General features: G+C 42.6%; 27 protein-coding genes and 1 tRNA gene. 12 read left to right on the top strand and 16 right to left on the bottom strand.

Annotation, left to right across the window (positions count from 1 at the left end):
* Window positions 1–102: 102 nt before the first annotated feature.
* Window positions 103–1,428 carry a Gfo/Idh/MocA family protein gene (locus EPL05_RS18665; RefSeq protein WP_128535499.1) on the bottom strand — a complete coding sequence of 442 codons (1,326 nt, stop codon included), beginning with the start codon at window positions 1,426–1,428 and terminating at the stop codon, window positions 103–105.
* Window positions 1,429–1,952: 524 nt separating this feature from the next.
* On the opposite strand from EPL05_RS18665, the gene EPL05_RS18660 reads away from it, so the two are divergent.
* Entirely contained in the window at window positions 1,953–4,433 is a 2,481-nt protein-coding gene (locus EPL05_RS18660; RefSeq protein ID WP_128535498.1) for a M1 family metallopeptidase, read from the top strand.
* A gap of 115 nt (window positions 4,434–4,548) precedes the next feature.
* Complete coding sequence (locus tag EPL05_RS18655) at window positions 4,549–5,073, top strand: hypothetical protein (protein WP_128535497.1); 525 nt, start codon at window positions 4,549–4,551, stop codon at window positions 5,071–5,073.
* Between the two features lie 230 nt (window positions 5,074–5,303).
* Here the strand turns inward: EPL05_RS18655 and EPL05_RS18650 are convergent, their stop codons facing one another.
* The gene (locus EPL05_RS18650; RefSeq protein ID WP_128535496.1) at window positions 5,304–5,720 is read right to left on the bottom strand and encodes an EthD family reductase; all 417 of its coding nucleotides are present in this window, start codon (window positions 5,718–5,720) and stop codon (window positions 5,304–5,306) included.
* 244 nt (window positions 5,721–5,964) lie between these two features.
* Between EPL05_RS18650 and EPL05_RS18645 the strand changes: the two genes are divergently transcribed.
* Entirely contained in the window at window positions 5,965–6,348 is a 384-nt protein-coding gene (locus tag EPL05_RS18645) for a hypothetical protein (RefSeq protein ID WP_128535495.1), read from the top strand.
* A 17-nt stretch (window positions 6,349–6,365) separates the two neighbouring features.
* Here EPL05_RS18645 and cdaA read toward each other — a convergent pair whose 3' ends face one another.
* Window positions 6,366–7,157: a diadenylate cyclase CdaA gene (gene cdaA, locus EPL05_RS18640; protein WP_128535494.1), complete on the bottom strand. Its 792-nt coding sequence runs from the start codon at window positions 7,155–7,157 to the stop codon at window positions 6,366–6,368.
* 165 nt (window positions 7,158–7,322) lie between these two features.
* A complete protein-coding gene (locus EPL05_RS18635; RefSeq protein WP_128535493.1) occupies window positions 7,323–8,294 on the bottom strand; it encodes a polyprenyl synthetase family protein in 972 nt (323 codons plus the stop codon).
* 327 nt (window positions 8,295–8,621) lie between these two features.
* Here EPL05_RS18635 and EPL05_RS18630 point away from each other — a divergent pair.
* Window positions 8,622–8,712: transfer RNA gene (locus tag EPL05_RS18630), tRNA-Ser, on the top strand.
* Window positions 8,713–9,242: 530 nt separating this feature from the next.
* Here EPL05_RS18630 and EPL05_RS18625 read toward each other — a convergent pair.
* Genes EPL05_RS18625 through EPL05_RS18605 form a run of 5 tightly spaced genes read right to left on the bottom strand, consistent with a single transcriptional unit; the run spans window position 9,243 to window position 12,769 of the window.
* Entirely contained in the window at window positions 9,243–9,938 is a 696-nt protein-coding gene (locus tag EPL05_RS18625; protein WP_166727748.1) for a 4'-phosphopantetheinyl transferase family protein, read from the bottom strand.
* Window positions 9,935–10,192, bottom strand: a complete 258-nt coding sequence (locus EPL05_RS18620; protein ID WP_128535491.1) for an acyl carrier protein — start codon at window positions 10,190–10,192, stop codon at window positions 9,935–9,937. Before EPL05_RS18620 ends, EPL05_RS18625 begins: the two co-directional genes overlap by 4 nt.
* Before the next feature lies 1 nt (window position 10,193).
* Window positions 10,194–11,465 carry a beta-ketoacyl-[acyl-carrier-protein] synthase family protein gene (locus EPL05_RS18615; RefSeq protein ID WP_128535490.1) on the bottom strand — a complete coding sequence of 424 codons (1,272 nt, stop codon included), beginning with the start codon at window positions 11,463–11,465 and terminating at the stop codon, window positions 10,194–10,196.
* Window positions 11,462–11,932: a 3-hydroxyacyl-ACP dehydratase FabZ family protein gene (locus EPL05_RS18610; RefSeq protein WP_128535489.1), complete on the bottom strand. Its 471-nt coding sequence runs from the start codon at window positions 11,930–11,932 to the stop codon at window positions 11,462–11,464. Before EPL05_RS18610 ends, EPL05_RS18615 begins: the two co-directional genes overlap by 4 nt.
* 18 nt (window positions 11,933–11,950) lie before the next feature.
* Window positions 11,951–12,769: an SDR family oxidoreductase gene (locus tag EPL05_RS18605; protein WP_128535488.1), complete on the bottom strand. Its 819-nt coding sequence runs from the start codon at window positions 12,767–12,769 to the stop codon at window positions 11,951–11,953.
* A 228-nt stretch (window positions 12,770–12,997) separates the two neighbouring features.
* Between EPL05_RS18605 and EPL05_RS18600 the strand changes: the two genes are divergently transcribed.
* From EPL05_RS18600 to EPL05_RS18565, 8 genes are read left to right on the top strand one after another with little or no spacing between them, the layout of a single operon-like run.
* Window positions 12,998–13,492 carry a hypothetical protein gene (locus tag EPL05_RS18600; protein ID WP_128535487.1) on the top strand — a complete coding sequence of 165 codons (495 nt, stop codon included), beginning with the start codon at window positions 12,998–13,000 and terminating at the stop codon, window positions 13,490–13,492.
* 2 nt (window positions 13,493–13,494) lie between these two features.
* A complete protein-coding gene (locus EPL05_RS18595; protein WP_128535486.1) occupies window positions 13,495–14,394 on the top strand; it encodes a hypothetical protein in 900 nt (299 codons plus the stop codon).
* A 10-nt stretch (window positions 14,395–14,404) separates the two neighbouring features.
* Window positions 14,405–15,547, top strand: a complete 1,143-nt coding sequence (locus EPL05_RS18590; protein ID WP_128535485.1) for a beta-ketoacyl-ACP synthase III — start codon at window positions 14,405–14,407, stop codon at window positions 15,545–15,547.
* Between the two features lie 9 nt (window positions 15,548–15,556).
* Window positions 15,557–15,964: a hypothetical protein gene (locus EPL05_RS18585; protein WP_128535484.1), complete on the top strand. Its 408-nt coding sequence runs from the start codon at window positions 15,557–15,559 to the stop codon at window positions 15,962–15,964.
* On the top strand, window positions 15,954–16,967 hold the full coding sequence (locus EPL05_RS18580; protein WP_128535483.1) for a BtrH N-terminal domain-containing protein: 1,014 nt from the start codon (window positions 15,954–15,956) through the stop codon (window positions 16,965–16,967). The genes EPL05_RS18585 and EPL05_RS18580 overlap by 11 nt, the downstream gene beginning before the upstream one ends.
* Complete coding sequence (locus EPL05_RS18575) at window positions 16,964–17,713, top strand: ABC transporter ATP-binding protein (protein ID WP_128535482.1); 750 nt, start codon at window positions 16,964–16,966, stop codon at window positions 17,711–17,713. The genes EPL05_RS18580 and EPL05_RS18575 overlap by 4 nt, the downstream gene beginning before the upstream one ends.
* Window positions 17,706–18,986, top strand: a complete 1,281-nt coding sequence (locus tag EPL05_RS18570) for an ABC transporter permease (RefSeq protein WP_128535481.1) — start codon at window positions 17,706–17,708, stop codon at window positions 18,984–18,986. Before EPL05_RS18575 ends, EPL05_RS18570 begins: the two co-directional genes overlap by 8 nt.
* Window positions 18,987–18,999: 13 nt before the next feature.
* Window positions 19,000–19,263, top strand: coding sequence for a phosphopantetheine-binding protein (locus tag EPL05_RS18565; RefSeq protein ID WP_128535480.1), 264 nt, complete (start codon window positions 19,000–19,002; stop codon window positions 19,261–19,263).
* Here EPL05_RS18565 and EPL05_RS18560 read toward each other — a convergent pair.
* From EPL05_RS18560 to EPL05_RS18530, 7 genes are read right to left on the bottom strand one after another with little or no spacing between them, the layout of a single operon-like run.
* A complete protein-coding gene (locus tag EPL05_RS18560) occupies window positions 19,256–19,624 on the bottom strand; it encodes a hotdog family protein (RefSeq protein WP_128535479.1) in 369 nt (122 codons plus the stop codon). The two genes, EPL05_RS18565 and EPL05_RS18560, sit on opposite strands and share 8 nt — an antisense overlap.
* Window positions 19,618–20,682 (bottom strand): beta-ketoacyl synthase chain length factor, encoded by a 1,065-nt coding sequence (locus EPL05_RS18555; protein ID WP_208394784.1) that lies wholly within the window; start codon window positions 20,680–20,682, stop codon window positions 19,618–19,620. Before EPL05_RS18555 ends, EPL05_RS18560 begins: the two co-directional genes overlap by 7 nt.
* 1 nt (window position 20,683) lies before the next feature.
* Window positions 20,684–22,507, bottom strand: a complete 1,824-nt coding sequence (locus tag EPL05_RS18550) for a beta-ketoacyl-[acyl-carrier-protein] synthase family protein (protein WP_243837325.1) — start codon at window positions 22,505–22,507, stop codon at window positions 20,684–20,686.
* Window positions 22,508–22,514: 7 nt separating this feature from the next.
* Window positions 22,515–23,642: a beta-ketoacyl synthase N-terminal-like domain-containing protein gene (locus EPL05_RS18545; protein WP_128535478.1), complete on the bottom strand. Its 1,128-nt coding sequence runs from the start codon at window positions 23,640–23,642 to the stop codon at window positions 22,515–22,517.
* A complete protein-coding gene (locus EPL05_RS18540; RefSeq protein ID WP_128535477.1) occupies window positions 23,642–24,055 on the bottom strand; it encodes a 3-hydroxyacyl-ACP dehydratase in 414 nt (137 codons plus the stop codon). Before EPL05_RS18540 ends, EPL05_RS18545 begins: the two co-directional genes overlap by 1 nt.
* Window positions 24,056–24,064: 9 nt before the next feature.
* On the bottom strand, window positions 24,065–24,793 hold the full coding sequence (gene fabG, locus EPL05_RS18535; protein ID WP_128535476.1) for a 3-oxoacyl-ACP reductase FabG: 729 nt from the start codon (window positions 24,791–24,793) through the stop codon (window positions 24,065–24,067).
* A gap of 10 nt (window positions 24,794–24,803) precedes the next feature.
* On the bottom strand, window positions 24,804–26,354 hold the full coding sequence (locus EPL05_RS18530; protein WP_128535475.1) for an HAL/PAL/TAL family ammonia-lyase: 1,551 nt from the start codon (window positions 26,352–26,354) through the stop codon (window positions 24,804–24,806).
* Between the last annotated feature and the right edge of the window lie 32 nt (window positions 26,355–26,386).

The raw sequence follows: 26,386 nt of genomic DNA, 5'->3' as shown, positions 1-26,386 counted from the left end.
TGTTAAGTTTGCATTGTGGCAAACACACCCCTGCTCCCGCTCTTGCCCATCGCGCCCCCTCTCAAGAGGGGAATTTAAAATAAATTTGTTCTATCGTTCTTTTTACACCTTCAAATTCCAGCCCGGTTCGTAATCGCGGCTCCAAAGCTTCATGGCCTCTGGATCGTGCAGGATGTGGCCGTTACTTGGGTCACAGTTGAGCACCCTGCCCATGCGCTGCGCGATGTTACCCAATTGCGGTATCACGGTAGATTTATGTCCGTTGATGATGGTTTGGTTCAGCTGCGTATCACCCTGTATAGACGTGATAAAGTTTTGCAGATGCACCCTGTCCAGCAGTTCGGTTGGGCTTACTTTGTTGCCCGCGTCAACCGGGGTTTCATCCTTTATTTCTTTTACCAGTTTGTTATCATAATCATAAACCTGGTAGCCATTGCCGCCGCCGTAGTAAATGGTGCCTTTATCGCCATAAAATACTACGCCGCGGCCCACGCCTTCGGAGTTGAAACTGTTACAGCTGCGCCCTTCCCAGCTTATTGCGGTATTGTTGGGGAAATTGGCTAAAATAGTTTGCGTATCGGGTGTTTCCCAATCATCCTTAAAAGCAAAACGACCACCCGATGAGGTTACCCTATCCGGAAAATCGACACCCAGGCCCCAGCGCATCACGTCAATTTCGTGTGTACCGTTGTTGAGAGCCTCGCCGGTTCCCCAGTTCCAATGCCAGTGCCAGTTGTAGTGGATCAGGTTATCTTTATAAGGCCTGCGTGGCGCGTAGCCCTGCCATAGGTCGTAATTTAAATTTGATGGTACAGGGGCAACCTTTCCAAATCCTATCGATTTGCGGTTATTCACGTACCAGCCCCTTGCAAAGTAAGCCCTTCCAATAATGCCATTGTGCAGTTCCTGCACCATCTTTTGCACGTTGTTGAACGAGCGGCGCTGACTACCCATTTGTACCAGCCGGTTATATTTAGCAGCAGCGGCAATAGCCATTTCGCCCTCGTGCGGGTTGTGGCTGCAGGGCTTTTCTACATAAACATGTTTACCGGCCTGGCAGGCAATAATGGTTGCCGGGGCGTGCCAGTGGTCGGGCGCGGCTATCACCAGCGCGTCGAGGTCTTTCTTCTCCAGCAGCTGGCGGATATCGGTAATACCTTTTGGTTTTTTGCCGGTTATTTTTTCAATTTCGGCAATACACCTGTTCATGGCAATGGTATCCACATCGCAAATGTAACCTATCTCGGCATCGGGGATACCGGCCAGCTTCTGCGCCAGGAAAGCGCCACGGCTGTTAACCCCCATCACTCCTAAAACTACTTTTTTGTTTGGCGAGCCTTTAAAGACACCACCCATGGCTATTTGAGAGCCAATGAGGAAACTGCTGCCCGTAACGGCCACATTCTGGATAAATTTTCTGCGTTGCATAAAACGGTTTTGGTAAATGTATTTTGCAATAATTGGTAAAGGCTAATTTAGGAGATTATGTATTAGATGTATGTAACATTAATAGATAAATTATTTTTTTAGGATGTGGGGGCCAATTTCCTATTCGCGAGTTTACTCACCCCCTGCCCCTCTCTGCTACGAAAAGAGGGGCGTTTTTTTGTTTCTTATTTCTCTTCACCCTCTTTACCGAAGGTAGAGAGGGGCGAACAGCGAAGCGCATTCGGAGTGAATTAAATAGCCGGGCGACAATGTTCACCTTGCGAGCCCCCAACCTCTCTCTGCTAGGCAAAGAGGGGGATTTTTTTCTTTTACCCTGCCCTCGGGCTTTCAAAGTCGTTTTAAAGCCCTCTCCTTTGGAGAGGATTTGGTGAGGCCTCCCACGTCCCGCATTTGTCCCGCCCCACCTGTAACATTAACCGTCGAAAAGCGTCTTAAATCGGATAAAAACTAATAATTTAGCTTTTATTATTATGCACGCATATCAATTAAACTGTTAACTATATATGAAAACAATCTACGCTGCCGTATTAGCCGGCGGCATCAGCGCCTGCGCCCTCAGCACAGCTAAGGCGCAAGCCCCCGCAGCCGAAACCCCGGCCTACAAAATTTACCGGGCAACTACCACAAAAATTAACGACCTGGTACACACCAAACTGGATGTGAGGTTCGATTACAAAAAACGCTATATGTACGGCAAGGAATGGGTTACTTTAAAACCGCACATGTACCCTACCGACAGCCTGCGCCTTGATGCCAAAGGCATGGACCTAAAAACTATCGCTATTGTAAAAAACGGTAAAACTACGCCGCTTACTTTTACATACGATAGCTTAACCGTAGCCATTAAGCTGGATAAAACCTACACCAATGCCGAAAGCTACACCGTTTATATTGATTACACATCCAAACCAAACGAACTAAAGGTTAAAGGCAGCGCGGCCATTAACGATGCCAAAGGCCTTTATTTTATAAACCCGGATGGTACCGAGAAAGATAAGCCAACCCAGATATGGACGCAGGGCGAAACCGAAGCTTCATCCGCCTGGTTCCCTACCATTGATAAACCAAACCAAAAAACTACCGAAGAGATCAGCATGACCGTGCCTAAACAGTACGTAACCTTATCAAACGGCCGTTTGGCTTTGCAAAAAATAAATAAGGATGGCACCCGCACCGATACCTGGAAACAGGAGTTACCGCACTCGCCATACTTGTTTATGATGGCCGTAGGCGATTTCAAAATTTATAAGGATAAATGGCGCAATAAAGAGGTAAGCTATTACCTGGAGCCCAAATACGCCCCTTACGCTAAAGATATCTTCGGCTTTACGCCGGAGGTGATAGAGTTTTACTCTAAAACCCTGGGTGTTGATTACCCCTGGTACAAATACTCGCAAATTGTGGTTCGCGATTACGTGAGCGGCGCTATGGAGAACACCAGCGCTACCCTGCACGGCGTGTATGTACAAGGTACCAAACGCGAACTTGCCGACCGTTACTACGACGCAGGCCGCAGCACCATTGTGCACGAATTGTTTCACCAGTGGTTTGGCGATTACGTAACTGCCGAAAGCTGGAGCAACTTAACGGTTAACGAATCGTTCGCTGATTTTAGTGAGACCATTTGGGCCGAATACAAATACGGTAAAGATGCCGGCGATGCGCACAGCCTGGAAGCGATGCAAAGCTACCTAAACCAGGCATCAGCAAAAACAAAAGACCTGGTACGTTTCCATTACAATGATAAGGAAGACGTATTTGACGTAGTTACCTACCAAAAAGGTGGGCGCATCCTGTTAATGCTGCGCAACTACCTGGGTAACGCGGCATTTTATAAGGGTCTAAATATTTACTTAAAAACCAATGCCTTTAAAAACGGCGAAGCGCAGCAATTGCGTTTGGCAATGGAAGAGGCCAGCGGCCGCGACCTGAACTGGTTTTTTAACCAATGGTACTATGGCGCGGGCCACCCGGTGCTTAACATCAGCTACAAATGGGATGATGCTACCAAAACCCAAACCGTTTATCTGCAGCAAACACAGGATGGCAATGACTTTACCCTGCCAATGGCTATTGACATTTACGCCGGTGGCAAAAAAACACGCCACCAGGTTTGGATGCGCGAAAAAACAGATACGCTTACCTTCCTGGTAGCCTCAAAACCCGACCTGGTGAACGTTGACGGCGATAAGATCCTCTTAACCAAGAAAACCGACAGCAAAACACTGGATGAGTACGCGTTCCAGTATTTTAACGCGCCGCTTTTCTTAGATCGTTACGAGGCTGTTGATTTTGCCAAAACCCGCCAAAACGAAAAGGCCGCGCAGAAGATCATCATCGCTGCCATGCAGGATAAATTCTACCCACTGCGTATCAAAGCTATAGTTGCTGCCAACCTTACCAGCTACGATGATGTGCGTAACGCTGCAGTGCCTGTATTGGTTAAACTGGCGCAAACCGACGATAACAACCTGGTACGTGCCGCGGCTATTACCGCTTTAGGCAGGCTAAAAGCGTCGGGCAATATGAACTTGTTTAAACAAGCTTTAACCAGCCAGAGCTACGCTATACAGGGCGCAGCGATGAATGCTATCGGGATGATCAGCCCAACCGACGCTGTGGCTTTAGCAAAAACCTACCAGAACGATGCTGAAGGCGCGCTTAAACAAGCCGTACTGGGTGTTTACTCTGCTAACGGCACCGATGCCGAATGGCCTTACTATTACGATGCCTTTAAAAATGGTGACCCGAACGCGCAGTTCCAGATGATCAGGAAAACGGCCGAGTACGCCGGTCGTGTAAAAAGCCCGGAATACGCGCAGCAAGCCATAACCACCATTGGCGAGCTTGGCGTTAAGTACAAACAATTTGGCGTTGCACCAACGGTGATACAATTACTAACCAGCATAAAAGATGCCCGCACCAAAATGGGCGATACCGCATCTGCAACAGCTGCCGATAAAGCAATTGAGCCATTGAAATAATATTTTGATTTAATAATGAGAGAGCCGCCCGCGCAAGCAGGGCGGCTTTTTGTTGGGGATGGAATTGTGTTATATTTAATGAAAATTGGATCATTCCCGGAAATAAAATATCAACATGGAAAACAATAAAAGTTTTACTGAAAACGATTCAACGATATTTATGATAAATGTTCGTGGAACCTCTTTTGTAAAGAAATGGGAAAAAGACTCAAAGCAAGGAATGTATTTATACGGACCAGCAGGTACTTTAATATCAGTAACACTATTTGCTATGATTGTTGGATTTTCATTTAAACTTATACTAATTTTAATACTCCCGCTATCAGCCGTGTTTACGGCAAGTTACTATGTCCCCCTTGGACCAAGAAAAAGATTAATAAATAACACTGTAAAAAAGATAGAAATAAATGGCAGTAGAATAAATATAACGACCTGTGATTATTTGTTTTTTAAATCAAAATCAATTCAATCTCCAATTAAAAATATAATTGTTACTGAAACAACAGCTCACGATTTTTTCAAAAATGAAATCGTCTTTCAATTAAAAAAAGACCATTGCGAAGATATTTTTTATATTATAATCGGTTTTTTTGAGGATAGCAATCGCATTGTTGAATACTTAGAACGCAAAAGCGTTTAGTTGTCGTTGTCTGGCGCGAGTATGCAGCGTTGGGATGAAGGGTGCGTACTCGTGCCTAACTATCGCAATGAAGGGCTGCAATGCTCTACCTTACCACCTCACTAACTAAAATTACCGGGGCAACATTTGTGTAATTAGCAAAGCCGGCCTTGCCTGGCGCGAGTATGCAGCGCTGGGAAAAAGCGGGGGCGTACTCGTGCCTAACTATTGCAATGAAGAGCTGCAATGCTCTACCTTACCACCTCACTAACCAAAATTACCGGGGCTACATTCGTGTAATTCGCGAAGTCGGCCCTTATGGCAGCTATGTTCGGGGCAATTGCCGCTTGATATTCAGCAAGGCTCTTTATATAAAATATCCCAATTGCCATGTAAGGTAATGGTTGGTTGGGAACGCCGCTGGCAAGTCCTTTTTCGATGGTGTATTTTACCAAATTTGAGCCGAGAAACCCTGCAACCATTGGCATGTGCTTAGTTTCATAATACTCCATATTGAATGTTTTGCCCTCTGCAAACGGGTATAGGACGGATACTTTAATCAGGCCTTTTTCGGCAACAGCCGAATTGTTGCCTTTTTGCCTTTCCTGGCTAAATGCAGTAAAGCTTGAGGCCAGAAGCAGAAACGATAGGATGAGTCTAAATTTCATTTGTATGTTTTTAAGTTATGGAAGTGGGGTTGACAAGATTTCCTGTTGCCCCCCTGATATTCAAATATCTACAAAAGGCTTACATTTACAAAATGGTAAATTTCGATGAGATTAGTCAAACGTTCCTTCCAGCATTATGTATCGGCACCCACATTTTTTAACACTTTTTAACCTCTTGTAACCTCTTTTAACAATTAAATTAAAAAGCAAAATCGCTAACTTGGTATCATCAAACCAAACGGATATGAAAAAGGCATTGCTATTTATTACGTTACTTACGGGCACGGGCCGGCTTATGGCTCAGAGTGATCTAAAGCTCCCGGAGCAGGTTCCATCTCCGGTGTTCCAGATAAGGGTTGATACCACCATCAATTCGCCATCGCTGAAAGACCTTACCAAACTACCGGATTCAAATATTTTAAAGAAGTTGTCCACGCTCGAAAATTTCAACCAAACCCCGCTAACGCAAACAAAACTGATAGGCCCTATGGAAGGCTACATGATGCCGGTAGCAGTTTTGAGTGGAAAATCGAAAATGCCGGTAAAAAAGATCGACGGATTTTATACCATGCCGGTTGTTGGCCAGGATTTCAACAAGAAAAACAGCGTAACACTCATCCACCCGTAAGGCAACACAGATCTTTTTTAAAAATCCTTATTCAGGAGTTTTTCCAGTTCGGCAAAGCTGATATTCATTTTAATGCGGCCCTGCTTGGCGTAGGAGATCTCGCCGGTTTCTTCTGATACGATGATAGCGGTAGCGTCATTGGCTTCGGTAACACCGATGCCCGCGCGGTGGCGCAGGCCAAACTGGGCCGGCAGGTCGGCCTTCTCGGTAACCGGCAATATACAACTGGCCGATTTGATCTTATTTTCGGCTATTACCACAGCACCATCATGCAGCGGGCTATTCTTTTGGAAGATACTTTCTAACAGGCGCTTGGAGATCTTGGCATCCACCAGTTCGCAACTGTTCTGGTAAAATTGCTCATCATAATACTTCGCAAAAACAATGAGCGCCCCGGTGCGGGTTTGCTTCATGGTTTTGCAGGCATCTATAATAGGTTTTATACGTGCATAATTGTTCTTCTCCGCCTCGGCCTTTCCAAAGAAATACTTCCACCAGGCCTTATTGCGCTGTAGCGATGCATTCTTACCAACCAGCAACAAAAACCGCCTCACCTCCTGCTGAAAAACAATTACGATGGCAATAATGCCCACATTTGCAAACTTACCCAGGATGGCCGAAAGCAACTGCATATGAAGCAGATCTACCACCTTGTATAACAAACAAATAGCTATAAAGCCGATAAAAATATTGGCAGCGATGGTTCCCCTTATTAAATTATACAGCTGGTATAAAATAAATGCCACCAGCAGCACATCCAGTATGTTTGGAATGGTAGGTTTAAGGAAGCGTAGGTCTAAGGAATGCATGATACGAAGTTAATAAGTTTTGGCTAACATCATATCGGGGTGGTAATTATCCGGGGGAAATCCCTTTGAATTTTACAGGCTTATGCAATAGTAATTGTTTAAAATACCCATGTTCGGGCTTGTTCGGGCCGTTCGCACCGCATGTCTAACGCGAACAAGCCTTTGCTACTTATTCCGCTCGGTAGTAAAGCGTACCAATTGCTCCAGCCCGGTACGGGCATCCCCCGCCGGGAAAGTATCCAGTATACCGAAGGCGGCTTCCTGATACTTTTTCATCTGTATCTCGGAGTATTCAAGGCCTCCCTTTTCCTTTACAAAAGCGATGATCTCGGCTATTTTCTTTGGATCGTCGTTATGGTTTTTTACCAACCCTATCATACGCCTTTTGTCGCCGGGCGTGCTGTTATTAAGCGCGTAGATGAGTGGCAGGGTAACCTTTTTTTCTTTAATATCGATACCCAAAGGTTTGCCCACATCGTCGGTACCAAAATCAAACATATCATCTTTTATCTGGAAAGCGATGCCTATGTTCTCGCCGAAGAGGCGCATTTTTTCTACTACCTCGTCGTTTGCACCGGCAGAAGCCGCCCCGCAGGCACAGCAGGACGCAATAAGCGATGCTGTTTTTTGGCGGATAACCTCGTAATAAACAGCTTCGCTGATATCCATGCGGCGTACCTTTTCTATTTGCAGCAATTCACCTTCGCTCATTTGCTTTACCGCTTCGGATACAATTTTAAGCAGGCTAAAATCGCCGTTATCAATAGAAAGCAGTAAACCTTTCGATAGCAGGTAATCGCCCACTAAAACGGCGATCTTATTTTTCCATAAAGCGTTGATAGAGAAAAAGCCGCGGCGCTGGTAGGAGTTATCCACTACATCATCGTGTACCAGGGTAGCGGTGTGCAGCAGTTCTACCAAAGCCGCCCCGCGGTGGGTAGACTCGTTGATACCACCGCAAATACTGGCAGAAAAGAAAACGAACATAGGACGGATCTGCTTCCCCTTACGTTTTACAATATAATGGGTGATACGATCCAGCAAGGGTACCGAGCTTTGCATCGAAGTTTTAAACTTCTCTTCAAAAACATCAATTTCTGCAGCAATGGGTTTTTTGATCTCGTTGATGTTCAGCATCTGCAATAAATGGCTTTTTTTTATGCCTGGTTTGCTAACCGTTTAATTTGAAGCAAACATAGCTAAAAAATGCATGTGCGTAATCGTCTATTTTTATTGCTCCATTAAACCTTTGCTTGCCAAAACACTCTATTAAGTGTATTTATGATACAGTATATAAGTTTTGATTTTGTGAGTTAGAGTTTTCGTTTGAGCAGGCTTCGGTAACACGAGGCCTGCTTTTTTATGCATAAAATCTACGCTAAGCAACCCACCGTAAGGAGCGCTCAAATTTCTTTACCCAATTGTACAGAAGTTTACTACTTTTGCAGTCCTTTAAAAAGATACGGAGAGGTGTCTGAGTGGTCGAAAGAGCACGCCTGGAAAGTGTGTATACGCCAAAAGTGTATCGAGGGTTCGAATCCCTCCCTCTCCGCCAGTTTATATCAAACGATTCAAAAACGCCTTAAATGCATCATTTAAGGCGTTTTTTGTTTCCGGGGCTACCCAATTGTTCAATGAACAGCATTACTCTGATGACCTTTTGGTAACCTATTTTAACACAGGGCCACCAGTTCACCAGAAAGCTTATAAATCGCTGTATAGCAAGATATTCAACACCTAAACATCTTGTTTACAGCTTAGGAAGTAACTAATTTTATCCACTTTAACGCTTTGGAGTGATTGTTTGGATTCCCTTGACTGGGCTGTATTAGCCGCGCGATCTTGCTGAGCATCTCGTTCTTAAATTTTTTTCAGACCTTCTTTGGTGGAATAAAACCGCTTTAATGCTCTGAAAGCAAATGTCAAGTTGAAAGGATAAAAATGAATGACCATTGGAGGCGTTTGGTCACGAATGGGGGGTATAGCTCTACTTCTTTGACTTAGGAACTATCTTGAACAGCATATCTTCGGCAATATTGATATATTTGGGCCGCTTGGTATCAAATCCCCTGGGAAGGGTTGAGGCTACGCCGTCCAATCAACTTCACAATTATCTGATAGAAGTTTAGCCTGATCTAATACAAAAGAATAACTTACATAGTTACCGTGATGCGCTATCGAAACAGGTATGTTAAGCTCGTTGCCATTATTGAAGATAACAGGGTATCCTATCAGGCTTTTTTTGAAATGAAGATCATTAAAATAAGGGCGCAGTTTGTCTATCAAAAAATAACGCGCCTCAGCTGATTGAGATTCTACTGAATTTTCTGTAATCGATTTAACGCCCCAATAAATATTTTTAAAACTTTCGTTTTGATCAACAACGGTAGCTATCCAGCTTGCGGAAGTTTTTGAGCGGAAATAAAGAGTGCTTGACAGATGGACAATTGTCCCGCTATAAAATTCGCCGTCACAGGTGCTTTCCCATAGCGTGACATTTACATCATTTCCACTCCTATTGGGAGCTTTAAGGCTCTGAATAATGATTTGCGTTGGCGAGAACACTAACTCTGGCGTCAATCTTTTGAGATACTTGTAAGCAGACTCCTTAGCCGACCATAGTAACCATACGTATTGGTTAAAAGGCAATTGCGGACAAGAGACCTGCTGGTAAAGTTTTTGCTCGGAATTCGAAAGTATTTGTGTATAAAACCGACCCTGTTCAGTTCGTTTGATATCTGTCAGATCAAGGGCTACAATATCGTTGCCAGTGCTTATCAAGCAGATTGATTTAGTTTATCGGATATTATATCTATGCAATTTCCTATCAGGTACATTTTTTCTGCCGAATCAAAATCAATTTCAATATTGTACTGCGATTCCGCGTCTATAATGATATCAACCAGGTTGGCTGAATTTATTTTTAGATCTTTTATAAGGTCTGTTTCCTCGGTGATCCCGTCAAGCATTGTTTTATTTTCGGTGTAAGGTACAAGCACTTTTTTCAGTTCAGTTAAAATAGTTGTTCTATCCATATTATTTGTCGTATTTCGAGATAATTAAACAGGTGTTAATGTCGCCAAAGCCAAAGTTAGCTTTTGCTACAATGTTAATCTTTCTGTTTACAATTTTTGTGGGTAAATTGTTTGCACCAATCAAATTTATAATTTCAGGGTTAGCATCCTCCAGGTTTATATTTGGATGTACAAAACCATGAACTATTTGTAAAACCGCGGCTACGGTCTCAATTGAGCCGGCCGCGCTAAGGCAATGGCCGATCATTGATTTTAATGAATTCACCATCGGAAAATCCTCGGCCGTAAGGCCCAAAGCCTGCACCCAATTTTTTATCTCTAACTTATCGGCTATTGTGGCTGTTAAATGTCCGCTTATCAGATCCACTTGCTGCCCGGTTATACTTGCATTATTCATAGCCTCCTGTATACACCTGATAACGCCTGTAGCGGCAGGCGCGGTCATTGATCCGCCACCACGCTGCCCGCCCGAATTATTACTTCCACCGAGTATTTCCCCATAAATACGTGCGCCACGGGCAAGCGCGAAATCAAGATCTTCTAATATTAAAGCGCCGGCACCTGAGCCGGGGACAAAACCACCGGCTGTGATGCTCATAGGCCTTGATGCCCGCGTAGGTTCGTCGTTGTATTTTCTGGATAACACCCGCATAGAATCAAATGCGCCAAAAATATAAGCATCCACGTATTCGCTGCTGCCAACCACCATGCGCTTTGCCATGCCATATTTGATATATTCATATCCCATCAATATAGCCTGCGTGCCGGTGGCGCAAGCCGACGAGTTACTTATAACCTTATTACCTAATCCCAGGCGGCCGGATATGTAAGCGGTTACACCGCTATTCATAATCTGCTCTACCACCCTCGACCCCAATTTCTTGGATTCCTTAGCATCTACCCGGGTAATGGCATTTTTTATTACATCAGTATCGGCCACACTGCTGCCAAAAACACACCCGGTCTCCCACAGTGTTCCTTCGCTGGTTATCTCATTGCCGGCATCCATCCAGGCATCAAGTGCCGCTTTTATTCCAAAAGCTATGCCTTTCCCCTTCAAGCCATACAGGCTCGTTTCGGTGAGATAGTTTCTTAAATTATCCCACTCAAATGCCGGCGAGCCGGCTACCTGGCAATTAAATTTTAGCTCTTCGTATTGCGGCATAAATTTTACGCCCGAAACGCCATTCTTAATCGCGTGGAGAAAACCAGGGACATCCATTGCGTTTGGCGATATCACACCTAAACCAGTTATAACTACACGCTTGCTCATTTTTGTTTGTTAATTAGCGCATTTTTTACAATGCCCGCAAATACACCCCTCGCCACCAACTCGGCCTGCTCATTATGCATTTCCACTTTGCATTTTAATTTACCGAAACGGAAGAACTCCTTTTCAGAACTTACGGTTACTTTTTCACCAGGCAATACCATCTTAAAAAAAGACACCTCCGTTGAAGTTAACAGCGGAAACGAATCTTTACTCATTACAACATCCGTACCGATCTTATCATCCGTCATTAAATAGATGGCGAATACAACTAATCCTATTTGCGCCATTATTTCGGTGATGATCACGCCCGGTGTTACAGGGTTACCTATAAAGTGGTCTTCATAAAAAAAAGAATCGGGTTTTAAAGTATACTCTCCCGTTACCCCATTATCACTCAACGCCGTTACGTTATCAACAAAAAGGAACGATGACTTGTAAGGTAAACAAGCTATGATATTGTTATACATCTCAAAAACTTTAACAAGTTACCTACAATGTTCTCCCCCATCCACATGGATCACCGAACCATTTATCCATCCCGCCTCATCCGTACACAACAGGTAAATCACATTGGCAACATCTGTCGTTTGGGTTACACGGCCCAAAGGGTTTCTTTCTTTTGCCACCTGTATCAGTTTTTCGCTTCCGGGTATCTTGTTAAGCGAGGGCGTTTCTGTTATTCCCGCTTGAATCAAATTGGTTTTGATGCCAAACCGCCCCAGTTCTACTGCCATGTAAGTGCTTAAACTTTCCAGTGATGATTTAGCTATTGATACCGCGCCATAACCATCCCAATGTTTATGGGCTCCTTCGCTGGTTAAACCGATAATACGCCCGTCTTTTTGGAAAAGTCCGGCTGCTAAAAGTTCTCTTGCCCAATCGAGCAAACTTGTCGACATAGCGTAAGTAGTGTATCGTATATCTTCAACTGATATCGTTTCAATAGAATCAACGTTCATACCCGTTTGCGGCATTAATGGTTTTAAGTTCCCCCTGGCTATGGAATGAAGTAATAACCTCACCGCCCCTTTCTTGTGCTTATCTTCTGTTAATTTTTCGATAAGCCCATGCCGGGCGGCAGTATCCAACGCGTTGATGTTAAATAATTCAATTGAAACGTTTTGTTTCTCGGCCAGAGCCTCCATTTTCAATCTCAGACTGCGCTCTTGCATGGCGGTTTCGCGGTACACCACGGTACTATTCATACCATATTCTGCCAGTTTTTCAACAGTTGCCAATCCAAAACCGCTTGATCCACCCAGGATTATCGCCCAGGAATCACTAAATTTCCTTTTTTCGTACACGTAATTATTTAATGCGTTTAATCACCAATTGTTTTAGCTACTCAGTTTATCGCTACCATTTGGTGTTAAGTTATTCGGTGTTAAGATAACAAAAGATCCGAAATTCACAGCCAATAAAAATCATCTGACTTTTTTTATTGGCGATCAATACAACAAAAACACGGCATTGCGGTTATTAGCTGGCAACCATTATAATTAATATATTTGCAGTTACGTGCGCATACAACTATGAAAATAGCCACCTTAATATTCTTGTTTTTTAGTTCAGCACTGTATCCAGCAACTGAAAAGAGCCAGGCACAAAGCTTTAGCAAAGCTGCGTTTTACGCTATACTGGCATCCGGTAAGCTTGAAGAAATTAACCGGGAACTAACATTATTGGCTACCGCCGAATTGCCTGAAAAACAAGCTTATGAGGGTACATTACTGATGAGAAAAGCTGGATTAGTAAAAATACCAGGCCAAAAATTAATCTTTTTTAAGAAAGGCCGAATTAAATTAGAATCCGCGTTACTTGATAATAACAGTAATGGCGAATTTTATTTTTTACGCCTTATTATACAGGAGCATGCACCTAAGATTGTAAAATACAGGAAGGAAATTGAAGCAGATAAACTTTTTGTAAAAACAACATACAAAACTCTGCCCCTTAGCGTTCAGCAAGCGATCTCTGATTATAGCAAAAATTCAAAAATACTGCACCCACAAGACCTTTCTTTGTAAGCATGAGTAAAAAAGTGTTGGCTATTTATTACTCACAATCCGGCCAATTGGGCGAGATTATTGATAATTTAACAATGCCCCTTATTGAGGCGGAGGTTACGGTTGAGATAGTAAATATTCAACTTACCAAGCCATTTCCCTTTCCGTGGACCGCCGATACTTTTTTTAGCGTAATGCCCGATTGCGTGTTGGATGTAGCGGCTGACGTGGTGCCATTTGAATTAAAAGAAACAAATTATGATCTGGTGATATTAGGTTACCAAGCTTGGTTTTTATCGCCCAGCATCCCTTTTAACTCCTTAATGCAGCAGGCCAAACTAAAGGCAGCAATAAAAAACACACCCGTTATTACGGTAACGGGCGCGCGAAATATGTGGCTCAACGCTTTTGTAAGGGTAAAAAAGTTGATCAACGCGACGGGAGCTAAACTTGTTGGTAATATTGCTTTAGTTGACACGCATCCAAATCCAATTAGTTTTATCACCATTTTCCATTGGATGCTGCACGGAAAAAAAGACAAATACTTAAACATTTTCCCCCCACCGGGCGTTTCGGATAGGGACATCAAACACTCCAGCGTTTTTGGCAAAAGTGTTCTAACACATTTGAATAATAACAATTGGGATGGATTACAAAATGAGCTTGTTAAAGAAGGTGCTGTTAAATTGAATTACAATTTAATGATCATTGAAACTGTAGCCGGCAAAATATTCGGTGTATGGGCTAATTTTATAGTAAAAAGAAAAAACAGAGCGTTTTGGCTCGCCGCATTCAAGTACTATTTGTTGATAGCTTTTTGGATAGGTGCCCCTATAGTTTTAACCATTGATGCCATTTTTTTTAGATTTTTTAGCCCTAAACGCATAGCAGCAAGAAAACAATATTTTTTAAATTTAAACTGATATATGTCTCATGCCCGAAGTTTTTATTAATAGTACATCGGCCTATTTCCCGAATGACCCCGTCGCCAACGATGCTATGGAAGAATATCTGGGTTTTATTAATGGTAAACCTTCCAAGTCGAAAAATATCGTACTACGGAATAACGGCATAAAAAATCGCTATTACGCCCTAACTAAAGGCGGTAAACCTACTCACACAAATGCCCAGATGACCGCGCTGGCAGTAAAAGAGTTGTTTAAAACCAACCCCAGCAAAATAAAGGACATTGAACTGCTTTCTTGCGGAACATCTTCACCTGACCAGGTAATGCCCAGCCATGGCGTAATGACGCATGGGTGGTTGCCCGAGGCGGAAGCTATAGAAGTTGTATCCCCATCGGGAGTGTGTTGCGCGGGCATGCATGCTATTAAATATGCCTACCTGGCCATTAAAACCGGCGATGTGAAATTAGCTGTGGCAACCGGTTCCGAAAGGTTTTCGGGGCTGCTTGTGGCAGATGTTTTTGAAGAAGAAGCACTGAAGCTAAAAGAATTGAGCGACAACCCTTATATTGCTTTTCAAAAAGATTTTTTACGGTGGATGCTATCCGATGGTGCATCCGCGTTCCTGATGTCTGATAAACAGAACGAAACCGGCCTAAGCCTTCGGTTAGACTGGATCGAGGGTGTATCTTACGCTAACGAAATGCAAACCTGTATGTACATGGGCGCCGATAAACTGCCAGACGGCACGTTAAAAGGTTTTATGGATTATACCCCTGAAGAGATCATGACGCAATCTATATTCAGCGTTAAACAGGATATTAATTTGTTGAGTGATAATATAGTGCCCCTTGGCGGAAAAAAGATCAAGGAAATATTCGATAGGAAAGGCCTCGTCGCTTCTGATATTGATCATTTTTTACCCCACATCTCCAGTGACTTTTTCAGGCCGAAGATCTATGATATGGTAGAGTTGTATGGTGGTGGTATACCTTACGAAAAATGGTTTATTAACTTATACACCGTTGGAAATGTAGGCGCTGCTTCAGTTTTTCTGATGATAAACGAATTATTCAATAACGGCACCTTAAAAAAAGGTGAGAAAATTTTGTTACTTGTTCCCGAAAGTGCCCGTTTCTCTTATATGTATGCCATGCTTACCGTTTGTTAAAACAGCTAAATGAAAAAGGAAGACGTTCCGCAGGACTTGAGCTCGTTGGGTAAGGTCACCAAAGAGGTTTGCTACGCCACTGACGAATTGGGGAAGTACGTGACCGAACTTAGCCGTGGCTGGGATATAAAAATTACCGCGCTCGATACCGCATGGAGCGACGTTGAACTGCGGATTGCTGATGCACACCAAAAAGTATTGAATAAGCAAGCAAGCCCGGTATTGTTTTTTATGGAAAAAGGCTTAATGGATATTGGTATTTTAGCTGGTTATACCGGCTTTTGGAAATGGCAGATAAAAAGACATTTAAAACCCAACGTGTTTGCAAAATTACCTCTTAAAAAATTACAACGCTACGCTGAAGTATTTAATGTAAGTGTTGATGATATTAAAAACATGACTGTACATGGAACTTAGTTTTGAACATTTACAGTCGGCGCATTGCGAAAATGGCGTTACCCGAAGTTTGTTAAACAACATAGGCGTTAGCCAGATAACGGAACCGCTGGCGTTTGGCATTGGGTCGGGATTATTCTTTGTTTACATTCCATTACTCAAAATAAACAATGGTCCGGTGATAGCCTTCAGGGTAATGCCCGGTTTGATATTTAAACGCACCTGCAAAGCGTTGGGGATCGAGATCGTTCGAAAAAAGTTTAGCTCGAAGGAAAAAGCAAAAGTTTTTTTGGATGAATGCCTTGCCGATGGGCATCCCGTGGGTTGCCAGGTTGGCGTTTACTATCTTTCGTATTTTCCTAAAGAATACCGCTTTCACTTTAACGCGCATAACCTGATCGTTTATGGGCACAATGAAGATCAATATCTGATCAGCGACCCCATAATGGAAAATACTACCATTTTAAGCGATTATGAATTAGAGCGTGTTCGATTTGCTAAAGGGACGCTGGCTCCTAACGGGCAAATCTACTATCCAAAAATCGCGGAGGTTGTTACCGATGAGCAAATAAGAAAAGGGATCATAACCGGAATTAAGAAAACCGCAAACGATATGCTATCGCCAATGCCCATCTTAGGCGTAAATGGAATTAGATATACCGGTAATCGTATAAAAAAATGGCGCGACAGCCTGGGCGAAAAAAAATCAGGCTTGTACCTGGCACAACTTGTACGCATGCAGGAAGAAATAGGCACTGGTGGCGGCGGCTTCCGATATATTTATGCTGCGTTTCTGCAAGAGGCCCACGCCTATAACCCGGTTGACGAATTATTGGAGATTTCAAAAGCATTCACCCAATCGGGCGATCTATGGCGCACTGCTGCTGTACAGGCGGCTGGTATTTTTAAGGGCCGCATTGGCACCCAACACGATTTTAATGTAATGGGGGATTATTTGTTAGAGATAGCCGAAATAGAACGGAGGGCCTTTGTAGCTTTATCTAAAATTAATTGGAAGGGATGAAGTTATCTGCAGTAAACATCAGCGATTTAACCTTTAGCTATCCGGCGCAACCTGTTCCAATCCTGTCAAAATTCAATCTTGAAATAGCAAAAGGCGAACGATTTGGCTTGTTTGGCCCAAATGGCGCCGGCAAAACAACCCTAATGAATTTGATGACCGGCTTGTTGATCTTAGAAACAGGGAGCATACAGCTTCTTGATGTAAAAATCAACAACCATCGAAAATTGGCAAACAAGTTATTTGGCTATGTTCCCCAAGATTTTTCGTTTTACCAGGAACTTAGCCCGGCTGAAAACCTGGAGTTTTTTGGCGCCTGGTACGGCTTAAGCAGGCAACAGATAAAACTCCGAACAAATGAGTTATTAACTGTTTTAGGATTGGAGGACGTACGAAACAAGCCCGTAGAGAAATTTTCCGGTGGTATGAAAAGGCGGGTAAATTTAGCTATAGGTGTAATGCACAACCCTGCGTTGCTATTTTTAGACGAGCCGACTGTGGGTGTTGATGTTCAAACCCGTTTTGCCATAATTGATTACCTTAAACAATTGAACGAAAACGGAACCACCCTAATCTACACATCACACCAGTTAAGTGAGGCTGAAGGCTTGTGCGAGCGAATAGCATTAATTGATGACGGAAAAATAATTGTGAACGATAATTTAGACGCTTTATTGGTAAAACACAAACAAATTGGGCTTGAAGGCCTGTTTTTAAATTTAACCGGTAAAAACTACAGGGATGTTTAAACTTTGGGCTACCATTATTAAGGACATTCGTATACTAACCCGAGACAAAGTTGGCATATTGCTCATGTTCGGCATGCCCATACTTTTGGTAATTATTGTTACTAGCATCCAGAACAGCACGTTCCAATTGATCGATAAAAATAAAATATCTTTATTAATAGCCAATAGAGATACAGGCAAGATTAGCAAAGAGTTTATTCAATCTATAGATAAAATAGGGATGTTTAAACTCGTTCCGCTCCCAAAAAACGAGAGTAATGCTACAGTAATGGCACGCGTGAAAGGCAAGGATGCGCTGCTGGCACTCATCATCCCAAACGATTTCTCTGAGAAGATGGACGGAAAGGCGAAAATAATTGCCGGTAAAGCACTAAACACTTTTGGTTTGGAGAGTAACAAGACCGACCCGAAATCTGGCGACGTTGGCCCTATAACTTTATATTACCAACCCATATTACAAGAGTCGTTCCGGCGATCTATTCAGGGTGCCATATATAGCGCGCTACAACTAATTGAAAGTAAACAAATATTAAAAAACCTATATTTTTCCATTAACGAAAAGCCTTTACCGGCCCGGCTGGAGAACGAATTACTTGATAACAAGATAACAATAAACGAAATACCGGTTTCCAAAAACGGGAGTCGCAGCAACCCCAACGCGTCGCAGCATAACGTGCCCGCTTGGACTCTCTTCGCCATGTTTTTCGTCGTAATTTCTTTAGGTGGAAGCATGGTTCGCGAAAAATTGAGTGGAAGCTTTATCAGACTTAAAACGCTTCCTACTAACTACATGGTTGCGTTGATCTCCAAACAAATAACCTACCTCGCCGTTACTATGTTGCAGGCGGCTGTCATATTTGCTATAGGTATTTGGTTATTTCCGTTGATCCATCTACCGGCGCTAAACCTGCCAGTGGATGTTTTTGGATTGATCATTGTATCATTAACATGCGGTTGGTGTGCTGTTAGTTATGCCATTTGTATTGGCGTTTTTGCACATACACCAGAGCAGGCGAACGGATTTGGTGCAGTTTCTATAGTTATACTTGCCGCTATTGGCGGGTTAATGGTGCCCAGTTTTGCAATGCCCCAATCATTTGCCCTGGTGATGAAGCTTTCACCAATGCACTGGTGCCTTGAAGCCTATTACGGTTTATTTTTAGAGGGTGGCACGCTAAACGATGTTTTAATAAATATTATACCTTTATTGCTGATTACAATATGCCTGCAAGCGTTAAGTATAGCTGGTTTGAAAATGAAAAATTTAATTTGAATAAATAAAGCTAATGGAAGTTCAAGAATTAAAACAACAATTAAAATTACAAATTATAGAGTTTCTTAACCTGTCGCCTCTAACTTCCGAAGAAATTAAAGACGATGAACCATTATTTGGCGACGGGCTTGGCCTGGATTCGATAGATTCGCTTGAACTGATCGTTTTACTCAAAAAAGAGTATGGAATAATTATTCAGGACCCTAAAGAAGGCCGCAAAATATTGGTGGATGTAAACACCATTGTTGATTACATTAATAAAAATAGAACTAAGTAAGCTTCACGAAAATCGCTTTTAGTTTTAGGCACGCCGACTCGCCGGCCATTATAGCGGCGATGATTTCGACTGATGCATCTATTTTTTTATAGTTGATATTTATCTTTAAAGAATTAATTATAGTTGGATCTACCTGCATTAAAAATTTAATGCTACTTGCCTTTTTTAGTATTAATTGTTCGCCGAGGGCTTCTTGCAAAACTTCTTTTATTATTTGTAGCATACAGGCACCCGGCAAAACCGGATGACCTGGAAAATGTCCTTCAAATATTTCATCATCTGCATTAATAGTAACCACAGCTTCAATTACCATTTCCTGGCGTGCGATTGTAGTGATGGCAAAAAGGCTATTTTTCAACATGTAGATACCAGCATTAGTGAATGGTATAAGTTGAGGTAGTGATTATAAATAAGTATCGTTTTGGGCCTGATGTTTTCAGCCCCGGCTTCCAATACCGAAGCGGGCACCTTTCCGTTTTTAACAATGTTGGCGGCCATCCAAAAAGCGAAAGCGGACGAGGTTGGATATTCGCCACACAGGTGTTTGTAATTTGCTATAGCGCAATTGTTAAAGATGGTGTTTGCTAATTGATCATAGCCTGCGTCATTTTTAAGATCCCCGTTTTTTCCAGTTATCACCAGGTCAACATTAGCCATGCCTAAATTATGAGTCTTTAAAAAAGCTACAATGCGTGCTTCTATATCGTCTATACCTTTAGGTTTATAAAAATTTTGCATTCCTGTTAACTCCGCCAAGTTAACAGCGGATGCCTTATCGCTCAACAAAACAAAGGCGGCACCTTCGCCACCAATAGTCCCCGTAGAATTGGTTTTAAACAGCGATAAATTTGAACCGGGAAATCTTTTATATAATCCGAGCCTTTTCAAAATAGTATAGCTAGCATCCGTCATTTCGTCGGTACCTCCAACCAGCACGTTATCAGCCTCACCTTCGTTCAATAACATTATACCATCAAGTAACGCGCTTTCAAACGAAATCCCTTTGTGTACGAAGGTGTTATTATAGCTATGGCATTTTAGCATTAAAGCTATTTGCGCTGCAACTGTATTATGAGTTGATTGAATAAATGCCGTTGGGGGAAGCATTTCCTCATTCATGTCAATCATCCTGGTTAAAAATGTCACCGTGTCTTCCAGGCACCCATAAGCGGTACCGGTAATTACGGCACCCGGCATGGTTATTTCGCCGTTTCGCAAACATTCCATAGCTGTACCTACACCCATTTTAATAACGTGGCTCATTCTCCTGGTAAGCTTTGGGTCGAGATAAGCAGAGTAATCCGGCTCAATTGCCTTTAATCGAGTATCGTTATATTCAACCGGGTTGGTAAGCAAATCATCCTGGTGCAATGTTTTTTGCGGTGAAATGCAGGCGGCCGAGCGGATATAAATTTTCATATTAAATTTTAGAAAATATTAATGATGAACAATTACCGCCAAAACCAAACGAATTAGACATAACGTGGCTAATTGCCTGTCCTTTCTTAAATCGTGTTTCGGGTTCGAATGAAAACTCATGCATCCTGGTTTCAAACCGCAGGTTTGGATAAATTAACCCATGTTTTATAGCCAACACAGAAAATACAGCTTCGATACCCCCGCTGGCTCCCAAAGTATGCCCTGTAAATGATTTGGTAGAACTCATAGGTGGGTAATGTGGATCAAACAAACGTTTAACGGCTGTTCCTTCGGCGTTATCGTTATTTGGCGTACCCGTTCCATGAAGATTGATATAATCAATATCAGACGTAGTTAACCCCGCCTTGTTTAAAGCACCCTTCATAGCCAGGTATGAGCCTGTCCCCTCAGGCGACGAAGCCGTTTGATGGTAAGCGTCGTTACTGTTATTATATCCACTCAGTTTGCAGTAAGCAGGCCGATTTAATGTTTTCATTACTTTCTCAGAAACCAATACAACATACCCGGCACCCTCACCTAAATTTAAGCCGCGCCGGTTTTCATCAAAGGGTTTACAAAATTCCTTATCCAATATCATCAGGGTGTTAAAGCCATTGAGTGTGAATTTTGTTAAAGCATCTGCCCCGCCTGCTACCACTATATCTACCACATCATTTCTGATGAGTCTCGCCCCATAAAAGATGGCATTAGCCGATGAAGAACAAGCAGTGCTAATGGTGGTCATATAATCCTTTATCCCCAGTTGATTTGCCACAACTTCTGTCATGCTCCCGCATTCGTGATCAAAAACATTCTTAAGCTTTCCTTTGCTGTTATCGGTAATAAAATCGATAAAGAAATCCTCGCTCTTATCCATTCCTCCCACTGTATTAGCCGAAACAAAGCCAACGCGCAATGTTTCTATGCGAGGTATCGCAGCGTCCTTCAGTGCCTCTTTGGCAGCAGTTAAGCTTAATAAGGTAGTCCGGCTCATTCCCACGTCCATGCCATTCTTATCAGCAAGCTCTACGTTGGTCATTTTCACTTCGGCTACGGGTAACTTACCGGCGTGTACGGTATCCAAATGCGTAATATCAGCCATCCCCGCCTCGCCCCTCTCAAAGGACGACAAGCATTCGGCTACGTTATTGCCCATTGCAGTAATAACTCCCACGCCGGCTATAAACACGTCTTGCAGGGGCTTTTTATTCTCAAATATCTTAGTCACTTTTTCTTTTGTAAACAGCGTCGCATCGCCGGTTTTTACTTTTTCGATCAAAAATAATGCTGCTTTGTATTCCTTACCAAGCAATTCAACCCAGCCGCAAATACAAGCCTGTAAAACGTCATCATCAAGTAGCTTGCCAACATAATTTGTGATAAAATCGGCATCAAAATCTTCCGCTATAAAAAAGGCATCTTCGCCCTTAAAATGATTACGAATACATATTTCGCCGGTTACAATATTGGGAAGTGTATAAACAAATAACGATGGGCTGGCACCGTCAGCTACGCTTTTTAAATATCGCTGGTCGGTATCCAAACTCGAATTTCGATTTGACAAGATAACGCCAATATCTTCGGGCCTATATTTTGTTTTATCAAAACCACCACTTAATAGTATTTCGGATGCGAGCCAACCTAACTTATTCAGGTTATCCATTTTATAATACCTGGCATAATTGATATCCCGCGTTTTATAAACAGCGTTCAAAAATCCCGGAACATCCGTAGCAGCCTGCTCTGAAAATAAAACAGTGCCGTTTTTGTAAACCGTATGGTTACTGATGATACAACTCGACGTAATATAGTTAGTCTGTTTCAAAACCTTTTTATTTTTTACTGAATATTACAGCGGCATTGCATCCGCCAAAACCAGAGGCAGTTTTAAGACAGTTTTGATAATGTCCGCTCAACAATTCGGTACAAATATTTAAGCTATCAGTTGTGCCGGTTTCCTCAAACCCTAACGAAGGGATCATAATATTTTGCTTTAATGATTGTATAGCGATAATGGACTCTATTAAACCCGCGGCTCCCAGTGTGTGCCCATAATAGCCTTTTAAACTATTTAAAGGTATGTGTCGCATATTAGCAAGGGTGATGGCTTTGGCTTCCATTTCATCGTTATATACGGTGGCTGTACCATGCGCCGAAATAAAATCGATATCGGTATTACCCAAGTTTGCCTCGGCAAGCGATTTGGTGATTGCCTGTTTAAGTTCTTCGCCCGTGCGTGATGGGGCCGAAATATGATTAGCATCGTTACTTACAGCGCCACCGGTCACTTTAACGTCATCGCCGCTATTTTGATGTGCCGATAAAATCATGGTAGCGGCACCTTCGCCCAACGTAATGCCATCACGACCGATATCAAAAGGTTTGCAGGGGCCTGAACTAATGGCTTGAAATGACCCAAAGCCCGAAAGAATAAATTTCGAGATCTCATCGGCCCCTGTAATTACTACATTGTCATATTCGCCCGATAATATTAATCGCTTGCCGGTAATAATACCCATTAAACCAGATATACAGGCATTGGAAATAACCAAAGGCTGGCTGGTAAACCCAAAGTGATCTGCTATCAATTTTGCCGAAGCTGATAAGGAAATACGCTGCTTCAACACCGGTGTATTGTCACCAGTCTCCAAGAGGCTAATATTTCCCTTAGTTGAGCAAATGATCAGGGCTGTTCTGTGAGCTAAATTGCAGGGATACTGCTTGAGCGCGTCTGTTATGGATGCAATGATCAGCCGTTCAAATTTAGTGTAATGCGTATTGCCCTTTAGGATAGCTTCATTACCATCAAACAGAGACGCATAAAATGGTTCGTCAGCAAGCAGTTTATTGTAATGTTTCCGGACGCCCGTCTTACCGGCTTTTAGACGCTCAAAATTATCGGCGGTGGTAACACCAATAGGCGATAAAATATTATCGGCAGTAATAAAAACATCTGCCATTATTGATCAATATAAACGTTCATTTCACATTGTGCAACAAGGTTGCCGTTAGATCTTACAACCCCGGAAATGATGGTTGCGTTAAGCACTTTTTCTACTATGCGCACATCGGTTATTAATTTTTCGGCGATACGGGGCAAGTCAAAAACTTCAAAGTTCTTAACGGATCCAATAAATCCTTTACTTATCGCACCATTTTTAATCGAATTGTGATACCCTAAACCCGCAGCGGCCGTCTGTGCCATATTTTCCATAAGACCGCCTTCGGTAAACCTGCCATTAACAATAAACACATTTTCGGCGCTAACTGTAAAGACAGTTTGCGTATCGGGGCCATCCGCATTAAGCAACTCATCAACCATTACAAACGGTTGTTTTTGAGGAATAAATAACAAAATTTCCGGGTATTTCATCTCAAAATATTAAGAATATAACCCTCCGTTTACAGACAGCACCTGGCCGGTAATATAAGATGCATCAGTGGAGGCTAAAAACCCCACTGCGGACGCAACTTCTTCGGCTGTGCCAAACCTGTTTACAGGTATTGACCGTTTAAGTTCTTTTTCATCAAGATCCGCAGTCATATCTGTCTTTATAAAACCGGGCGCAACAGCATTCACCGTGATCCCACTTCGGCCAACTTCTTGTGCCAACGCTTTGGTAGCACCAATAATACCTGCCTTAGATGCTGAATAATTAGTTTGACCGGGCAAACCTTTCAACCCTGATAAGGAGACCACGTTGATAACCCGACCATACCTGTTCATCATCATGCCATCCAATAACATTCGGGTAACAAAAAAGAAAGCGTCAACACCCGTATGTATCACATTATCCCATTGTTCATCGGTCATCCAAGCCATCAGGCTATCATTTCTAACACCGGCGTTGTTTACCAGTACCTCTATAACGTTTTCAGGATTATCTTTTATCCAGCCACTCAAAATGCTCTTTATTTCATCTCTGCTCGCCACATTAAGTTGTAATAAGGCGCCGGTACCGCCACTTTGCTCTATCTTCAAGAGGGTCTGCTGCGCTTCAGGTGCATTATTTTTATAATTTACCAGTACATGGTACCCCATAGAGGCAAGTTTAAGACAAATAGCTCTGCCTATCCCTCTTGATCCCCCGGTAACTAATGCGGTTTTCATATTACCAAATTTAAGCTTTAATTGAAATTGCCGGATGGTTTGTTTCCATGAACAACCTTATCGCTTCCATTTCTTTATATTTTGGCTGGTCTTCAATAAATTTAGGGAACATCTCACGAACCTGCTTATACAACTCCAGTGTATGAGGTGACAGCTTTTGCTGGCAATTTAAATAATCGATGGCTTGTGCTATGGTCATTAATTGTATGCCCAACACCGCAAATGTGTTATCTATAACTTTTTTTGTCATTAACGCGGCGTTGCATCCCATGCTCACTATATCCTGGTTATCATTATTATTAGGGATACTATGAACATACATTGGGAACGACAATGTTTGGTTTTCGGCAACAGTTGATGTTGCTGTAAATTGCATTCCCTGCATACCGAAGTTCAAACCTAAAACGCCGAGATTTATAAACGGTGGAAATTTTTGATTTAGCTTGTCATTCAACAAATAATTTAGCTGGCGCTCTGCCAGCATAGACAATTTGGTAATTGCGATCTTCAGTTTATCCATCTCAAGCGATACATAATCGCCGTGAAAATTGCCTCCGTGAAAAATATTTTGATTAACATGATCCACTACCGGATTATCGTTAACAGAATTCAGCTCATTCACCAATACGTTTTCAGCATTGATTATGGTATCGTATATTGGGCCCAGAACCTGCGTAACGCAGCGGAGCGAGTAATACTCTTGCACCTTATCTTCAAAAACATCGTGTTTTATTCCATCTGCATGGTACAAATGTTTTGAGCGGCTTCGTATCATTTTACTACCCTCTAAAATTTCGCGCAGCATTGCCGCCACTTTGTTTTGGCCTATGTGATGCTTAACGATGTTTAATTGCTGTGAGTAATGATCGTCATATGCCTCAACTACTTCGTTGGTCATTGCCGAAAGCATTGCCGACCAACCCAATAGCTTTTGCGCTTGAATAATGTTCACCAGGCCGATGCCCGTCATAGCCGATGTGCCATTGATAGTAGCCAAACCCTCGCGGATGTGAATAGACAAAGGTTTAATGCCGAGGTTTTTAAATACGTCGGCAGTGGGGCGTAAGCAGTCTTCGTATATTACCTCCCCTTCGCCTATCAGTACCAGGCCTAAATGTGCCAATTGAACCAGGTCGCCACTTGCGCCCACTCCTCCGTGTTCGTAAATACACGGAGTTACATTTTTATTGACCAGATCGCGAAGTAATTCCACGATATCATGATGTATACCCGAAAAGCCCTGCATTAAACTGTTCAACCGCGCTACCATCAACGCTTTAACAAGTAAAGGCGATAAAAGCACCCCACTGCCCGAACTATGGCTGCGAATTAAATTATATTGCAGTTGCAATAAATTCTCTTCGCTTACCTTGTATTGGGCCATTGGCCCAAAACCGGTATTTATACCATAAATAAGTTTGTTTGACGAAAATTGCTGAAGAAACTCAAAGTTGGTATTTATTTTTTCTAAGGCAGCTTCGGGTAGGGTGATCGCTTTGTTCTTGAATAAGACGTCAGAGATGTCATTTAAAGTAAGGACGCTTTGTCCAACTGGTATCATAGGCTAATTATATAAGTTCAAAAGCATCTACC

This window comes from Mucilaginibacter gilvus (assembly GCF_004054195.1).
Lineage (GTDB): Bacteria > Bacteroidota > Bacteroidia > Sphingobacteriales > Sphingobacteriaceae > Mucilaginibacter > Mucilaginibacter gilvus.
The sequence above is the reverse complement of the archived record's forward strand: the minus strand, read 5'-3'. Positions and strand labels throughout refer to the sequence as shown.

Bases quoted from the DNA above. Each gene is read 5' to 3' on its own strand.
- EPL05_RS18665 (WP_128535499.1), bottom strand. From the start codon at position 1,428: ATGCAACGCAGAAAATTTATCCAGAATGTGGCCGTTACGGGCAGCAGT.
- EPL05_RS18660 (WP_128535498.1), top strand. From the start codon at position 1,953: ATGAAAACAATCTACGCTGCCGTATTAGCCGGCGGCATCAGCGCCTGC.
- EPL05_RS18655 (WP_128535497.1), top strand. From the start codon at position 4,549: ATGGAAAACAATAAAAGTTTTACTGAAAACGATTCAACGATATTTATG.
- EPL05_RS18650 (WP_128535496.1), bottom strand. From the start codon at position 5,720: ATGAAATTTAGACTCATCCTATCGTTTCTGCTTCTGGCCTCAAGCTTT.
- EPL05_RS18645 (WP_128535495.1), top strand. From the start codon at position 5,965: ATGAAAAAGGCATTGCTATTTATTACGTTACTTACGGGCACGGGCCGG.
- cdaA (WP_128535494.1), bottom strand. From the start codon at position 7,157: ATGCATTCCTTAGACCTACGCTTCCTTAAACCTACCATTCCAAACATA.
- EPL05_RS18635 (WP_128535493.1), bottom strand. From the start codon at position 8,294: ATGCTGAACATCAACGAGATCAAAAAACCCATTGCTGCAGAAATTGAT.
- EPL05_RS18620 (WP_128535491.1), bottom strand. From the start codon at position 10,192: ATGGATAGAACAACTATTTTAACTGAACTGAAAAAAGTGCTTGTACCT.
- EPL05_RS18615 (WP_128535490.1), bottom strand. From the start codon at position 11,465: ATGAGCAAGCGTGTAGTTATAACTGGTTTAGGTGTGATATCGCCAAAC.
- EPL05_RS18610 (WP_128535489.1), bottom strand. From the start codon at position 11,932: ATGTATAACAATATCATAGCTTGTTTACCTTACAAGTCATCGTTCCTT.
- EPL05_RS18600 (WP_128535487.1), top strand. From the start codon at position 12,998: ATGAAAATAGCCACCTTAATATTCTTGTTTTTTAGTTCAGCACTGTAT.
- EPL05_RS18595 (WP_128535486.1), top strand. From the start codon at position 13,495: ATGAGTAAAAAAGTGTTGGCTATTTATTACTCACAATCCGGCCAATTG.
- EPL05_RS18590 (WP_128535485.1), top strand. From the start codon at position 14,405: ATGCCCGAAGTTTTTATTAATAGTACATCGGCCTATTTCCCGAATGAC.
- EPL05_RS18585 (WP_128535484.1), top strand. From the start codon at position 15,557: ATGAAAAAGGAAGACGTTCCGCAGGACTTGAGCTCGTTGGGTAAGGTC.
- EPL05_RS18580 (WP_128535483.1), top strand. From the start codon at position 15,954: ATGGAACTTAGTTTTGAACATTTACAGTCGGCGCATTGCGAAAATGGC.
- EPL05_RS18575 (WP_128535482.1), top strand. From the start codon at position 16,964: ATGAAGTTATCTGCAGTAAACATCAGCGATTTAACCTTTAGCTATCCG.
- EPL05_RS18570 (WP_128535481.1), top strand. From the start codon at position 17,706: ATGTTTAAACTTTGGGCTACCATTATTAAGGACATTCGTATACTAACC.
- EPL05_RS18565 (WP_128535480.1), top strand. From the start codon at position 19,000: ATGGAAGTTCAAGAATTAAAACAACAATTAAAATTACAAATTATAGAG.
- EPL05_RS18560 (WP_128535479.1), bottom strand. From the start codon at position 19,624: ATGTTGAAAAATAGCCTTTTTGCCATCACTACAATCGCACGCCAGGAA.
- EPL05_RS18555 (WP_208394784.1), bottom strand. From the start codon at position 20,682: ATGAAAATTTATATCCGCTCGGCCGCCTGCATTTCACCGCAAAAAACA.
- EPL05_RS18545 (WP_128535478.1), bottom strand. From the start codon at position 23,642: ATGGCAGATGTTTTTATTACTGCCGATAATATTTTATCGCCTATTGGT.
- EPL05_RS18540 (WP_128535477.1), bottom strand. From the start codon at position 24,055: ATGAAATACCCGGAAATTTTGTTATTTATTCCTCAAAAACAACCGTTT.
- fabG (WP_128535476.1), bottom strand. From the start codon at position 24,793: ATGAAAACCGCATTAGTTACCGGGGGATCAAGAGGGATAGGCAGAGCT.
- EPL05_RS18530 (WP_128535475.1), bottom strand. From the start codon at position 26,354: ATGATACCAGTTGGACAAAGCGTCCTTACTTTAAATGACATCTCTGAC.